Annotated in this window: 12 protein-coding genes; 7 read left to right on the top strand and 5 right to left on the bottom strand. The window is 72.9% G+C overall.

The window, feature by feature from the left end; genetic code table 11:
• Positions 1 to 9 precede the first annotated feature (9 nt).
• Genes V6N00_RS15500 through V6N00_RS15490 form a run of 3 tightly spaced genes read left to right on the top strand, consistent with a single transcriptional unit; the run spans position 10 to position 3010 of the window.
• Entirely contained in the window at positions 10 to 1143 is a 1134-nt protein-coding gene (locus tag V6N00_RS15500) for a Gfo/Idh/MocA family oxidoreductase (RefSeq protein WP_334233728.1), read from the top strand.
• Entirely contained in the window at positions 1140 to 1970 is an 831-nt protein-coding gene (locus V6N00_RS15495; protein ID WP_334233727.1) for a TIM barrel protein, read from the top strand. The genes V6N00_RS15500 and V6N00_RS15495 overlap by 4 nt, the downstream gene beginning before the upstream one ends.
• Positions 1967 to 3010 carry a Gfo/Idh/MocA family protein gene (locus tag V6N00_RS15490; protein WP_334233725.1) on the top strand — a complete coding sequence of 348 codons (1044 nt, stop codon included), beginning with the start codon at positions 1967 to 1969 and terminating at the stop codon, positions 3008 to 3010. The genes V6N00_RS15495 and V6N00_RS15490 overlap by 4 nt, the downstream gene beginning before the upstream one ends.
• 6 nt (positions 3011 to 3016) lie before the next feature.
• On the opposite strand, the gene V6N00_RS15485 is transcribed toward V6N00_RS15490, so the two are convergent.
• Genes V6N00_RS15485 through V6N00_RS15475 form a run of 3 tightly spaced genes read right to left on the bottom strand, consistent with a single transcriptional unit; the run spans position 3017 to position 5648 of the window.
• A complete protein-coding gene (locus V6N00_RS15485; RefSeq protein ID WP_334233723.1) occupies positions 3017 to 3538 on the bottom strand; it encodes a hypothetical protein in 522 nt (173 codons plus the stop codon).
• 11 nt (positions 3539 to 3549) lie between these two features.
• The gene (locus tag V6N00_RS15480) at positions 3550 to 5109 is read right to left on the bottom strand and encodes a DUF5129 domain-containing protein (RefSeq protein ID WP_334233722.1); all 1560 of its coding nucleotides are present in this window, start codon (positions 5107 to 5109) and stop codon (positions 3550 to 3552) included.
• Positions 5106 to 5648: a hypothetical protein gene (locus V6N00_RS15475; protein ID WP_334233720.1), complete on the bottom strand. Its 543-nt coding sequence runs from the start codon at positions 5646 to 5648 to the stop codon at positions 5106 to 5108. The genes V6N00_RS15480 and V6N00_RS15475 overlap by 4 nt, the downstream gene beginning before the upstream one ends.
• Before the next feature lie 409 nt (positions 5649 to 6057).
• On the opposite strand from V6N00_RS15475, the gene pheS reads away from it, so the two are divergent.
• Entirely contained in the window at positions 6058 to 7170 is a 1113-nt protein-coding gene (pheS, locus tag V6N00_RS15470) for a phenylalanine--tRNA ligase subunit alpha (protein WP_334233719.1), read from the top strand.
• Complete coding sequence (pheT, locus tag V6N00_RS15465; RefSeq protein ID WP_334233717.1) at positions 7170 to 9704, top strand: phenylalanine--tRNA ligase subunit beta; 2535 nt, start codon at positions 7170 to 7172, stop codon at positions 9702 to 9704. Before pheS ends, pheT begins: the two co-directional genes overlap by 1 nt.
• A gap of 140 nt (positions 9705 to 9844) precedes the next feature.
• Here the strand turns inward: pheT and V6N00_RS15460 are convergent, their stop codons facing one another.
• Complete coding sequence (locus V6N00_RS15460) at positions 9845 to 11005, bottom strand: GGDEF domain-containing protein (RefSeq protein WP_334233715.1); 1161 nt, start codon at positions 11003 to 11005, stop codon at positions 9845 to 9847.
• A 234-nt stretch (positions 11006 to 11239) separates the two neighbouring features.
• On the opposite strand from V6N00_RS15460, the gene V6N00_RS15455 reads away from it, so the two are divergent.
• A complete protein-coding gene (locus tag V6N00_RS15455; RefSeq protein ID WP_465193423.1) occupies positions 11240 to 11662 on the top strand; it encodes a DUF7793 family protein in 423 nt (140 codons plus the stop codon).
• Positions 11652 to 13226, top strand: a complete 1575-nt coding sequence (locus V6N00_RS15450) for a putative bifunctional diguanylate cyclase/phosphodiesterase (protein WP_334233711.1) — start codon at positions 11652 to 11654, stop codon at positions 13224 to 13226. Before V6N00_RS15455 ends, V6N00_RS15450 begins: the two co-directional genes overlap by 11 nt.
• Positions 13227 to 13322: 96 nt before the next feature.
• Here V6N00_RS15450 and V6N00_RS15445 read toward each other — a convergent pair whose 3' ends face one another.
• A complete protein-coding gene (locus V6N00_RS15445) occupies positions 13323 to 14312 on the bottom strand; it encodes a quinone oxidoreductase family protein (RefSeq protein WP_334233709.1) in 990 nt (329 codons plus the stop codon).
• Between the last annotated feature and the right edge of the window lie 144 nt (positions 14313 to 14456).

The following is a 14456-nucleotide window of genomic DNA, read 5'->3' as shown; positions in this document are numbered from 1 at the left end:
AGGAGAACCATGACCTACCGCTCCGTCACCTCCACCCGTCCCGCTCCCGTCCGCGTCGGCCTCATCGGGGCCGGCTGGATGGGCGCGTTCCACGCCCACAGCCTCGCCCTGCGCATCCCCGGCACCGACCTGACCGCGATCGCTGACCCCGCGGCCGACCCCGCCGAGGCGTTGGCCGCCGAGCTCGGGGTCGCCCGCGTCACCGCCGATCCGGCGGACCTCGCCGCCGATCCGGACATCGACGCCGTCGTCATTGCCGGGCCGGCGCGGTTCCACGCCGAGCTGGCGATCGCTGCCGCGCGCGCCGGCAAGCACGTGTTCTGCGAGAAGCCCGCGTCGGTCGACCTCGAGGAGTTCGCCCGCGTGGAGGAGGCCGTCGCGGACGCCGGGGTGCACTGGCAGATCGGGTTCAACCGCCGGTACGCCGCGGACTTCCTCGCCGCTCGCCGCGACGTCGCCGCCGGCGTCGTCGGCACGCCGCAGCTGCTGCGCTCGCTCACCCGTGATCCCGGCACCGGTCACCTGCCCAACGCCGAGCGGATCGCGCCGTGGACCATCTTCCTCGAGACCCTGATCCACGACTTCGACGCGCTCAATTGGTTCAACGCCGGCGCCGAGCCGGTCAGCGTGTACGCCGTCGCCGATGCGCTGGTCGAACCCGAGCTGAAGGACGCGGGCCTGCTCGACACCGCAGTCGTGACCGTCCGCTACGACAACGGCGCCATCGCCGTCGCCGAGGCCAGCTTCTCCGCGCTCTACGGGTACGACGTGCGAGGTGAGGTGTTCGGCTCGGCCGGCATGGTGCAGGCGGGGCGTTCCACGGAGACGGCGGCCGTCCGCTCCACCGCGGAGGGCCGTGCCGCCGCGACGCCGCGGCTCAACGTCGACCTCTTCGTCGATGCCTACACCGCCGAGCTGGCCGACTTCGCCGAGCACGTCCGGGCACGCCGTGACGGTGGCCCGGCCCCGGACCACGACGTCGCTCTCACGCCCGGGCCGGCCGACGCCCGCCGGGCGCTCGCCGTCGCCCGGGCATGCATCGCCTCGGTGCAGGCGGGTGGGCCGGTAGCGGTGGAGGGTTCGACCGCCGGCGGAACTTCCGTGCCTGATGGCACGGCCACGGTGACGGGGGCGGGGCGATGAGGCTCGCCGTCTGCGCCGAGATGGTGTTCACGGACCTGCCGTTCACCGAGCGGGTCCGCCGGATCCACGCCGCCGGGTTCGACGTCGAGCTGTGGGACACCCGGACGAAGGACGTCGACGCCCTGGTCGCGACCGGCGCCCGCTTCTCGTCCATGACCGGCTACACCGCTGGCTCCCTGGTCGAGCCGGACACCGCCGACCGTGTCGTCCGGACCGCCGCGGACCTCCTCCCGACGGCCCGCGCCCTCGGGGTGGAGCGGCTCGTCGTCCACCCGGCCGAACTCGTCGACGGCCGGGCGGCGCGCCCGCACCAGCGATCCGACGGCACGATGTGGCTCACCGCCGCGCGCGCCCTGGAGCGGCTCGGTGAGCTCGGCGCGGCCCACGGGGTGACGTTCTGCCTCGAGAACCTCAACACGATCGTCGACCACCCGGGCATCCCGCTCGCTCGCGCCAAGGACACGCTCGCGCTCGTCCGCGCCGTCGACCACCCGCACGTCCGGCTGATGCTCGACCTCTACCACGCGCAGATCGGGGAGGGGAACCTCATCGCCCTGCTGGGCGAGGCCCTGCCCTGGGTCGGCGAGGTCCAGGTGGCGGACGTGCCCGGCCGCTGCGAGCCCGGCACCGGCGAGGTCCACTACCCGGCCGTGCACCGAGCGCTCGTCGACGCCGGGTACGCCGGCACCGTCGGGCTCGAGGCATGGGCCCAGGGGGACCCCGCCGCCGCCCTCACGGCCTTCCGCTCGGCCTTCGGTGGAGACGAGGCGGCCCGGCCGACGGCGACCGAGCCCGCCGGGGCACTCGCGCCGGGAGCACACGCGTGAGCGGGGCGTCGGTCGGCAGGGTCCGCCTCGGCCTGGTCGGCGTCGGCCGGATCGGTGCCATGCACGCCCACGCGATCGCGGATCTGCGGGAGCAGTTCGCGGCGCGTGACGTGGACCTGACGCTCGCCGTCACGGACGTCGCGGAGGAGCACGCCCGCGCCGTGGCCGCCGAGGTGGGCGCCACCGCGGTGCCCGGCGGTGCTGCGGGACTGCTCGCCGCCGGGGTCGACGGCCTCGTCGTCGCGACCGGCACCCCGACGCATCCCGAGCTCATCCGTGCCGGGGTCGAGGCCGGGGTGCCGGTGTTCTGCGAGAAGCCCGTCGCCGGGTCGGTCGCGGACTCGTTGCCCGTCCTCGCGCACGTCGCCGAGCACGGGGGCACCGTGCAGATCGGCCACCAGCGCCGCTTCGACGCCGGATACCTGGAGGCCCGCCGCCGCTTCCAGGCGGGCGAGCTCGGCTGGCTGCACTCCTTCCGGGCGGTCACGGCCGACGTCAGTCCGCCGCCGGTCGCCTTCCTCGCCACGTCGGGCGGCCTGTTCCGCGACTGCTCGGTGCACGACTTCGACATCCTGCGCTGGATCACCGGGCGCGAGATCGTCGAGGTCTACGCGCGCGGCTCGAACCGGGGCGACCCCGCCATCGGCGAGGTCGGCGACGTGGACACGGCGCTCGCCGTCGTCACCCTTGACGACGGCACCGTGGGGACCGTCACGGCCACCCGGTACAACGGCGCCGGCCACGACGTCCGCCTCGAGCTCTCCGGGTCCGACGCCTCGGTGATGGTCGGGCTCGACGAGGCGACCGCACTGCGCTCGACCGAACCGGGCGTCGACTTCCCGGCCGGAACCGCGCACCGGACCTTCGCCGAACGCTTCGCCGGCGCCTACCGGAACGAGCTCGCCGCCTTCGTCGAGGTCGTGCTGGGAGAGCGGGACAACCCGTGCCCGCCGGACGAGGCGGTCGCGGCGTCCCGCGTCGCCGACGCGGCGCAGGCGTCGCTGGCGAGCGGTCGGCCCGAGCGGGTCGAGCTCGGCTGACCGGGCTCACCCGCGGCGGACTCGGCCCCAGGGCTTGACCACGGCCAGCACGACGGCGGTGACCAGCAGGACGGGCCCGACGACGGCCGGGAACACCAGCTGCCTGAGCGCGGCCTCGGTCGCCCGGCCGTCGAGCAGCTCATGGCCGAGGCGCGCCCGGTCCAGCACGGTCGGCGTCAGGCCCACCGGGATCAGCGTGAGGTACACCAGCGTGATCGCGAGCTTGACCACCACCCACCAGTGGCGCAGCACGCCGTACCGGGTGCCCCAGCCCAGCACGAGCCCGGTGGCCAGCGTCAGCAGACCGGCCACGGCCATCGGCCAGAGCAGCAGGGGCAGGACGGCGAGGCAGAGGCCGGCGACACCGCGATCCCCGGTGACGACGGACGTCACCGCGAGCACGACGAGGGCGGCATCGACCCCGATCCACGCACCCATGGTCGTCAGGTGCGCGATGAGGGTGAGGTGACGGGCCCGGCGGCCGAGCAGCCGCCGGGTGCCGGGTGCCCTCTCTCGGTCCGTACTCATCGTCGTCGGCCTCAGAAGCTGGACGAGCTGCCGGAACCGGAGAAGCTGCCGCCGCTGGAACCGTAGCCCGTCGTGCCGCTGCCGGAGGAGGAACGGGAGTGGTCGACCGAGTTCTGCCCGGACGAGAAGCCCGCCATGTAGGTCCAGACGGGGAAGACATTCAGGTCGGGGCGGCTGTACCGGACGATGCTGGAGGTGCGGCGCTGCCGGCCGCCTCCGCCTCGTCGGCTGTTCTCCAGGGCGGTGCGCATCAGGTCCGCCTCCTTCTCGTTCTTCGTCCGGTCGGCGATGACGGCGTCGGCGTGCACGTCCATCCGCGTGCCGAGCTCGCGCTGGGCGTCCGCGATCCGGTCGAGCGCCGCGTCGCCGGTCAGGGACCCGTCGCGCAGCCCCTCGCCCCAGGTCTCGACGTCGGACCGCACCCAGCGGGAGAGGGCGCGGATCGCGCCGCGCGACTCCTCGGAGCCGGCCGTCTCCGGTGCCTCGATCATGGCCTCGGCCTCGTCGAGCTGCTCGAGCAGGTCCCCGCTCTGGCGGCGCCACGCCTCCTCCCAGCCACTGTCGTGGTTGAGCAGGGCGTTGGCGTCGGCGCTGGCGTCGTCGAGCCCGTCCAGGCGGACGGCCCGCCGTTCGAAGTCCTGGGCGTCGGTGATGGCGTCCTTCTTCGCCCGGGCTCGGCGGGAGAGGTCGTCGAGCCGGGCCCGGACCGTCGTGAGGTCGTGGTAGTCGGTGAGGAACGCGCTCCACCGCTGCAGGATGCGCGCGCCGTGACTCGAGGACGAGGGGATGGTGTTCGCGTTCAGCTCGGTGACCTCGATGTCCCGGGTCACCGAGGCGTAGGAGGCATCGCCGGCGGCGAAGGCCTGCGCGAATCGGCGCCGGCCCACGGCCCGCGCCAAGGCACCGAAGGCCAGCGCGCCGAGGACGACGATGACGCCGAAGGCGCCGAACACGAACACGGCCGGGTGGCGGTACCAGGGCCGGGCGATCAGGGCCGCCGCCTCCTTCACCCCGTCGACGGTCCCGTCCGTCCACCTCGCCTCCCGGAAGGCGTCCTTCGTGGCTTTCTGAACCTCGCCGTACTGGTCCAGTGAGAGTTTGCGGTCCTCCCCGCTGTAGGTGCCGACGTGCCGGCCCTGGGGGTCGACGGCGAGGAGGAACAGGCCGTCGGCCCACTTCTGCCCGTCGGCGCTGATCCACTCCGGGTGCTTCTGCCGGGCGAAGGCGAGCACCTGCTCGTTGATGTTGTCCGACGCACGCCCGCGCACCGTGTAGATGGCGACGCGGGTGGGCTGGTAGAAGTCGATCGACCGCAGGTTCTGCTCCAGCTGGGGCCGGTACAGGATGCCGGCGGTGTCCTCGACGACGACGCTGCCGGAGTCCAGCGCGAGGGCGGCCGGCAGATTCAGGGCGACCGGACCGGCGACCAGCGCCAGGGTGAGGACGACGAGCGCCGCGTGGGTGAACCGGCGCAGGAATCCGCGAGAGGTGCGGCGCGGCAACCACCGGGGCAGCGGCACGCGATGGGACGGGCGTCGGAGGGCGGTCGATGCGGGGGCCGGGGCCGTCATGGAGTCAGCGTGCCACGTCCACCGCGTCGGCGGGAGGGGCGCCACGGGCGGACCGGCCGTTCCGTGTAGCCGCCGATCGCCAGGCCCGCGCCGCGTTCGAACACGTTGCGCGATGCCGGGTCCCCGGTGCGCACCAACGACCACACGGCGGCGACGGCATAGGCCGGCAGGAAGGGCAGCCCGAGCAGGGCGGCGTACTGCGTCGCGTGCGCGGCCTCGTGCTCCAGCAGGTCCGGGTTCAGCAGGTCGGCGTTCAGCAGGTCGGGGGACTGGGCGGCGCTCGGCGTCGGGTCGGATCGTCCCGGATCCTCGGGCGGCCGGCCGCGGACGAGCACGACGTTGCCGACCGTGAAGGCGCCGGCCACCGGCAGCGGCGGCCGGTATCCCGTGCCGACGTACAGGCCGCTCGGTCCGCGCCGGACCGGCGTACCGGTGAGCGCGGCGATGCTCAGGCCGAGCGGCGTCGACAGGTTCACCCAGTTCGCCGCCCGCCGCAGCCGCTGCCCGCGCGTCAGGTCGCTCGTCCCGCCTCGCGTCATGGCGGTCATCCTAGATCCGGCGTCCTCGACGCGACGGCACCCCCCGAGAGGACCGCCCTGTTCACTGGTCACCACCTGACGGTTCTCGCCGCCGCAGCCGGCGAGAACCGTCGGCAACTGACCAGTGGACGGTGAGGGCCCGACGACGCCGTGCCCGCCGCCGGCCCGGGAGGTCACGGTCCCGGGGGCTCGACGGCGCTGGCCTAGACTGATCAGGGCCTTCCTCGCGGTGTGACGGGTGCTGTCTCGACGGCGCGCTCACCGCGGCCGGAGGCCGCAGGGCACTGCCGAAGGCCGCAGCGCACTGTTGAAGGCCGAACCGCACTGCCGGGGGCCCGCAGCACTGCCACTGCACGGTCGGCCAGCTCTGCCGAACACCACTGCCGAGGACGCGCGAGGACGATGCCTGATGCCTGAGACGACCGAGACGGACGACGCCGTGCCCGTCGAGCCGGCTGTGCCCGAGGCAGCTGTTCCTGATCCGACTGTCCCGGATCCCACGGATCAGGCGGCGGTCGACGCCGTGGTCGACGCCGCGCTGGCCGCCGTCGCCGGCGCCGCCGATCTGGACGAGCTCAAGGCCGCCCGCATCGCGCACACGGGCGAGCGGTCCCCGCTGGCCCTGGCCAACCGGAGCATCGGGTCCCTGCCGAAGGCCGACAAGGCCGCGGCCGGCAAGATCATCGGCCCGGCCCGGGGCCGCGTGAACCAGGCCATCGCGCAGCGGTCCACCGTGCTCGAGGCCGAGCGGGAGGAGCGGATCCTCGTCGAGGAGGCCGTGGACGTCACCGCCGCCCCGCGCCGCCGCAGCGCCGGTGGCCGGCACCCCATCTCCTCGCAGATCGACCAGGTCAGCGACATCTTCGTCGGCATGGGCTGGGAGATCGCGGAGGGCCCCGAGGTCGAGTCCGCCTGGTTCAACTTCGACGCCCTGAACTTCGCCCCGGACCACCCGGCCCGCGAGATGCAGGACACCTTCTTCGTCGACCCGCCCGAGGCGAACCTCGTGCTGCGCACCCACACCTCCCCGGTGCAGGTCCGCTCGATGCTCGAGCGGGACCTGCCGCTCTACGTGCTGTGCCCCGGCCGCGTCTACCGCACCGACGAGCTCGACGCCACGCACACGCCGGTGTTCCACCAGTTCGAGGGCCTCGCGATCGACAAGGGCCTGTCCATGGCGGACCTCAAGGGCACCCTCGAGCACTTCGCCCGGCAGATGTTCGGCGCGGAGGCGAGGATCCGGCTGCGCCCGGCGTTCTTCCCGTTCACCGAGCCCAGCGCCGAGATGGACGTCTGGCACCCCGGCGCCAAGGGCGGCGCCCGGTGGATCGAGTGGGGCGGATGCGGCGTCGTCAACCCCAACGTGCTGCGCGCGGCGGGGATCGACCCGGACGAGTACTCCGGCTTCGCCTTCGGCATGGGCATCGAGCGTGCCCTCATGTTCCGCAACGGCGTGCCCGACATGCACGACATGATCGAGGGCGACGTCCGGTTCAGCGAGCACTTCGGGATGGAGATCTGATGCGCATTCCCCTGTCATGGCTGCGTGAGTACGCCGCCGTCCCCGCCGGGGCCACCGCCGAGGACGTGATGGCGGACCTCGTCACCGTCGGGCTCGAGGAGGAGGACGTCCACCGTCCCTCCGACGAGCTGCACGGCCCCGTCGTCGTCGGCCAGGTGCTCACCGCCGAGAAGGAGCCGCAGACCAACGGCAAGACCATCAACTGGTGCCAGGTGCGGGTCGCCCCCGAGGGGCAGCAGGCCGCCGACGGCGGCGCGGACGTGCGCGGCATCGTGTGCGGTGCCCACAACTTCGTGCCCGGCGACAAGGTCGTCGTCACCCTGCCCGGCGCGGTGCTGCCCGGAGACTTCCGGATCGCCGCCCGCAAGACCTACGGCCATGTCTCCGACGGCATGATCGCCTCGGTGCGCGAGCTCGGCATCGGGGAAGACCACGACGGCATCCTCGTGCTCTCCTCGCTCGGCCTGGACCCTGAGGTCGGCACCGATGCGCTCACGCTGCTCGGCGTCACCGACGAGGCCGCGGAGATCAACGTGACCCCGGACCGCGGCTACTGCTTCTCCATCCGCGGCGTCGCCCGCGAGTACGCGCACGCCACCGGCACGTCCTTCACCGACCCGGCGACGCTACCGGTCCCGCCGACCCGGGTGGGCGGCGGCATCGGCGTGCACCTGGCCGACGACGCCCCGATCCACGGGGTGCCCGGCGCCCGCCGGTTCCTCACCCGCCGCGTCACCGGCATCGACCCGACACGGCCCACCCCGCCGTGGATGGCCTCCCGGCTGCGGCTGTGCGGCGTGCGGTCCATCTCCCTGACCGTCGACATCGCCAACTACGTGATGTTCGAGCTCGGCCAGCCCATCCACACGTACGACGCCGCGACCGTCACCGGCGACATCACCGTCCGCCGGGCGCGCGCGGGGGAGACCCTGCGCACGCTCGACGACAAGGTGCGCACGCTGGATCCCGAGGACCTGCTGATCACCGACGAGTCCGGGCCCATCGGCCTGGCCGGCGTGATGGGCGGCGCGTCCACCGAGTGCTCCGGCACGACCGTCGACGTGCTGATCGAGTCCGCGACCTTCGACCCGGTGAGCATCGCCCGCACCCGGCGCCGGCACAAGCTGCCCTCCGAGGCGGCCAAGCGGTTCGAGCGCAGCGTCGACCCGGAGGTCGCCGCGGCGGCCGCCCAGCGCGTCGTCGACCTGCTCGTCGACCTCGCCGGGGGCACCGACACGAGCGAGCTGACCGACGAGCGGATCCCCGTCGAGGCCACCGAGATCTTCCTGCCGCGCGGGTTCGTCGACCGGCTGATCGGCCGGGCGTACGACGACGCGACGGTCACCGGCCGGCTCACCGAGCTCGGCGCCATCGTGACCGACGACGATGCGCACGGCGTGGCCGGCTGGCGGGTGCTGCCGCCGACCTGGCGTCCCGACCTGGCCATCCCGGCGGATCTGGCGGAGGAGGTGGCGCGCCTCGACGGGTACGACAACATCCCCTCGCGGCTGCCCGTCGCCCCGCCGGGGCGCGGTTTCACCCGGGTGCAGCAGCAGCGTCGCCGGCTGGCGACCTCGCTCGCCGCGGCCGGGTTGACCGAGGTGCTCAGCTACCCGTTCGTCACCGAGCACGCCAACGCGACCTTCGGGGTCGCCGAGGCCGGGCGCGCGCAGGCGACCGTCAAGCTGGCCAACCCCATCAGCGCCGAGCAGGCGTGGCTGCGCACCTCGATGCTGCCCGGGCTGCTCGACACGGCCCGCCGCAACGTCTCCCGCGGCTTCCGCGACCTCGCCCTGTTCGAGACCGGCAGCGTCTTCCTGCCCGACGGGCAGCACGGCTCCGCGAGTGTGCCTCCGATCGGTGCGCTGCCCGAGCCGGCGGTGCTGGCCGACCTGCAGGCCGGTCTGCCCGCGCAGCCGGAGCACCTCGGCGTCGTGCTCACGGGTCACGAGCCCGGCACCGGCAAGAACGCCCGGCTGATGGACTGGGCCGACGCCCTCGACGCGGCGCTGCTCGCCGCTCAGGTGCTCGGCGTCGACCTGACCGTCGCCGCCGGCCGCCACCAGGCGTTCCACCCCGGCCGGACGGCGACGCTGAGCCTGCCGGACGGCACGCCGGTCGGGTGGGCGGGTGAGCTGCATCCGCAGCTGCTCGCCGCCGCGGACCTGCCGGCGCGCACGGTCGCCGCCGAACTGGACCTCGACGCGGTGTACGCGGCCGCACCGGAGATCGTCACCGCCGGGGCCCTCTCGACGTACCCGATGGCGACGCAGGACGTCGCGCTCGTCGTCGACGACGCCGTCACCGCCGGCCAGCTGCGCGATGCGCTGACCGAGGGCGCCGGGGAGCTGCTCGAGTCGATCGACCTGTTCGACGTCTACACCGGGGAGGCGCTGGGCGCGGGGAAGAAGTCCCTCGCGTTCACCCTGCGGTTCCGCGCCCCGGACCGCACGCTGACGGCGGACGAGGCCTCCGCGGCGCGTGCGTCGGCCGTTGCCGTCGCTGCCGACCGGTACGGCGCCGCCCAGCGCTGACCGGCGGCGTCACGCGACGTCATGCGCGAGAACCCCGGGAGACCGGGGTTCTCGTGTTTCCGGGGGACGCCACGAGGGGCGATCGGGCGGCGCGGAAGAACAGGGATCGATCCAGGGTGGACCGGGGAGACCGACGACCGTCAGGCGGCCTGGCCGTCACCGATCATGGTGCGGTTGCGGCCCTGGTCCTTCGCGGCGTACAGCGCGCGGTCGGCGCGGCCGATGAGGTCGGTCAGCGTCGTGTACCCGGTCGACGTGTCGGCGATGCCGAAGCTGGCGGTGGCCATCCGGCCGGTGCCGCGGAGGGGACCGGTCTCGGCGAGGACGACGTTGATGCGGTCCGCCACGCGCACCGCCTCCGGCGCGGAGGACGAGGGGAGCAGCATGATGAACTCCTCGCCCCCGTACCGGCCGACGAGGTCCGACGTGCGCACGGTCAGCCGGCAGGCGTCGCCGAATGCCTGGAGCACGGCGTCGCCGGTGATGTGGCCGAACTCGTCGTTGATCGCCTTGAAGCGGTCCAGGTCCGCCATCACGACGGAGCACACCGTGCCGTTGTCCCGGGACCGGCGCAGCAGCGACTCGGCCTCCTCGAGGAAACGCACCCGGTTCAGCAGGCCGGTCAGGCCGTCCAGGGTAGCCTGCTCGCGCAGTTGCGCGGTCCGCTGTGCGTTGTTCAACGCGGTCATCGTCGACGTCGCGGACACGAGCAACAGGATCGCCACGAGGAAGGTGACCCCCGTGCCGAACACGGAGAGGAAGACGGGGTTGGTCGGGCCCAGGGTGAGCACGCCGACGGCACGGGCGAGGAAGTAGACGGCCGCGATGGTCGCCATGATCGCGAAGGAGCGCACGTCCCGCCACTGGGACGAGTGCCGGATCCGCAGCTCGACGGCGGCCGCCCCGATCCCGATGCCCATGGCGACCAGCCAGGCGGCCTGGCCGGGGACCGTGTCGCCGACGCTCCGGCCCGCCCAGGACACCGTCGTGGTCCCGACGCCGAGGGCGATCAGGGGCCAGATGACGGCGGGGCGCCCGCGCATGCGCCGAGCGCCGCCCCACATGCAGCCGGCAGCAATGGCCATGATGCCGCTGCCGACCGACATGATCGGGCTGACGTTCTCGACCTGGCCGATCGTGTAGAGGATCGAGGCGGAGGAGAAGAAGGCGACGGACGCGGCCCACCAGCGGGCGACGTCGGTACGGGTGCGTCGGTACGAGTCGATGTAGAAGATGATCAGCTGAACGAAGGACACGGCCGCAAGGACGACCATCATCGTCGTCACATCCAACTTCAGCATGAGACCTCCACCGCGGCCCACCCAGAACCGCCAGATTGTGTGGCCGTCACCATGTCGACCGGTCACAGATTCTGTCAGATGAGTTGCGACACACCAAGCGCGAAACGCCGTCGGCACAGGTGAGACGAAGGGCAACACGATATTCCGGCCTTCTCACGATATGCTCCACGGGAGTGGGCTCAGCCACTCGCGCGCCATGGCGCGCGTGCGTGCAGGACGAAAGCGGGGTGAAGGATGGCGAAGCCATCCGGAGGGGCCGTTCCCGGACCGGGGAGTGGCATCGCCAGCCTGTCCTTCGACGCGGACGGGGTGCTTCACATGGTGATGAACGAGCGCCTCTCGCTCGACGGCGCCACGGCCCAGGGAGCCGTGGACCTCGTCAACGACTGGGGCAACGGGCGCCGCATCCCGGTGCTCGTCGACATGACCGGCATGGTCTCCGTCGACCGGGACGTCCGTCGGGTCCTCACCCAGCGCAGCGCCGCTGCGGCGGTCGCTCTCGTGGGTGCTTCCTCGGTCGAACGGGTCCTCGCGAACTTCGTCATCAGCGTCACCAACGTGCCCTGCCCCATCCAGTACTTCCGCTCCGAGGAGCATGCCCGCGCCTGGCTGCTCCGGGTGACCCGCGACGTGGAGGACGCCGACCGTGGCCAGTGAAGGAGCCAAAGACGACGGGAACTCCAACCGGCTGGACGAGCTGGTCGAGGGGATCGTCCGCATCTCCGCCGGCGACTTCGCCGCCCGGCTGCCCATCTCCGACGCCCGTGACGAGATCGACGCCCTCACGACGGGCATCAACCTGCTCGCCGAGGAACTCGAGTCCATGTACTCCGACCTGGAGAGCAGGGTCGCGGAGCGCACCATCGAACTGCAGCGTGCGCGCATGGAGCTGCAGCGGCTCGTCGACACGGACGACCTGACCGGGCTCGCGAGCCGGCGGCTGCTGCTCGAACGCGCCGGTGAGGCGCTGCACACGTCCGGGCACGGCGACGCCGGGACGGCGCTGGTCGTGCTCGACCTGGACGACTTCCGGCTCATCAACGACAGCCTCGGCCACTCCGTGGGCGACGCCGTCCTGCTGCACGTCGCGAGCCGGCTGCGGTCCATCGTGGAACCGGACCAGCTGGTCGCCCGCCTCGGCGGCGACGAGTTCGCGATCCTCGTGCCCGACGGGGGCATCGACAAGGCCCTCGCCGTCGCGCACCGGGCGCTCGACGTCCTCGGCGAACGCGTCATGATCGGCCCGCTCAACGTCGGCGTCGATGCCACCGCCGGGGTGCGCGCGGGTGAGTACGGCACCCCCGTCGAGGATCTGCTGCGCGACGCGGACACCGCCATGAACCAGGCGAAGGGCGAGGGCAAGGGCCGGGTCGCCATCTTCACGCCGGTGATGCACCGGGCGGCCCGTGAACGGGTGCAGCTGATCTCCGAGCTGCGCCGCGCCCTCGCGACCGACCAGCTCGAGGCGTTCTACCAGCCCATCGTGGACCTGCGCACCGACTCCGTGGCCGGGGCCGAGGCCCTCGTCCGGTGGCGCCACCCCGAGCGGGGTCTGCTGCCGCCGGCCGCCTTCCTGGAGGCCGCCGAGGAGGGCGGGCTCATGGTCGAGCTCGGCCGGTGGATGCTCGGCAGCGTCATCGGCCAGGTCGGCCGGTGGTCGCGCGAGCTGACCCTGCCGGAGTGCTTCCGGGTGCACGTGAACATCTCCCCGTCCGAACTGCGGCACGGCGACCTGGCCGAGTTCGCGGCGGACCTGCTGCAGGGCGAGGGGATCACGGGGCGGTACCTGACCCTGGAGATCACCGAGGCGCTGCTCGTGACCCGCGGCGACGTGGTCGACCGGAACATGGAGGCGCTCCGGGAGATCGGCATCCCGCTGGAGATCGACGACTTCGGCACCGGGTACTCCTCGATCAGCTACCTGCAGTCCCTGCCGGCCGAGAACGCCAAGATCGACCAGTCGCTCACCAGCGGCCTGCTCCTGGAGGACCGGCAGCGCCAGTTCGTCAGCGCGATCCTCGACCTCATCCACACCGCCGGCATGGGCGCCGTGGCCGAGGGCGTGGAGGAGCGCGGCCAGGCGGACCTGCTGCGCAGCCTCAACTGCGAGTACGCGCAGGGCTACTACTTCAGCCGGCCGGTGCCGGCCGAGACGATGCGCGACTACCTCTCCGGCGCCCGGCAGCTGGCCGCCGCCGCCGACGACACCCGCTGGGCCTGATCAGCGTCTGACCATCAGACAGTGCGTGAACAGCAGCGCCCGCCGTCCCCGGAGACGGCGGGCGCTGTCGTTCGTGCACTGATCGGTCGCGCGTCCTCAGGGGACGAGCAGGACCTTGCCCGTCGTGCGCCGGCCCTGCAGATCGGTGTGGGCTTGTCCCGCCTCGGCGAGCGGGTAGCGCGCCCCGATGCGCACGTTCAGCTTGCCGTCCCGGACCATGCCGAACAGGTCGGCCATCCGCGCGCGGCGGTCCTCGGCCGTCGTCGTGTAGTGCATCATCGTCGGCCGGGTGAGGTAGAGCGACCCGCCGGTGTTGAGCCGCTGGGGGTCGACCGGGGGCACCGGCCCGGAGGCGGCGCCGAAGAGCACGAGGAGGCCGCGCACCCGCAGGCTCGCGAGCGAGTCGTCGAAGGTGTCCTTGCCGACGCCGTCGTAGACGACGTCCACGCCTCTTCCGTCGGTGAGTTCGCGGACCCGGTCGCGGAACCCGGCGTACCGCAGCACCTCGTCGGCGCCCGCACCGGCGGCGAGTTCCGCCTTCTCGTCGGTCGAGACCGTGGTGACGACGCGCGCCCCGGCTGCCTTGAGCAGCTGGATCAGCAGCAGCCCGACGCCGCCGGCGCCGGCGTGCACGAGCGCGGTCTCCCCGGGCTGGACGTCCTTGGTCGCGTGGGTGAGCAGGTGCGCGGTCATGCCCTGCAGCGGCAGGGCCGCCGCCGTCTCGTCGTCGATGTCGTCCGGCACCGGCACGAGCGCGTCGACGTCGACCGCGGTGTACTGCGCGTACCCGCGGGCGCCGTGGGCCGTGGCCACCCGGTCGCCGACGGCCACGTCCGTCACGCCGTCCCCGACGGCCATGACCGTGCCGGAGAACTCGCCGCCAGGGGTGAAGGGGTAGGCGACGTCGTAGATGCCGGAGCGCTGGTAGGTCTCGATGAAGTTGACGCCCGTCGCCGCGACCCGCACGAGGGCCTGGCCGGGCCCGGGCTGCGGGACCTCGACGGTCGCCGGGTGCAGCACCTCGGGGCCGCCGGCCCGGTCGGCGACGATCGCGGTCGCGGTGTCGGGAATCTGCTGGTCACTCACGTGGTGCTCCTCTGTGACGGGGACGGGCCAGACGCCATCGTAGGCACACGCCGCGTCGGGCTGGACGGCGGGCTGGACGGCGGGGTACGCAGCGCGGCAGCATGGGGGAGGACGATACTAAGCCACCTGATGAAAAGGAGTGGA

This window comes from Tersicoccus mangrovi, from assembly GCF_036881825.1.
GTDB classification, from domain to species: domain Bacteria; phylum Actinomycetota; class Actinomycetes; order Actinomycetales; family Micrococcaceae; genus Tersicoccus; species Tersicoccus mangrovi.
This window is presented reverse-complemented; position numbering and strand designations above follow the sequence as displayed.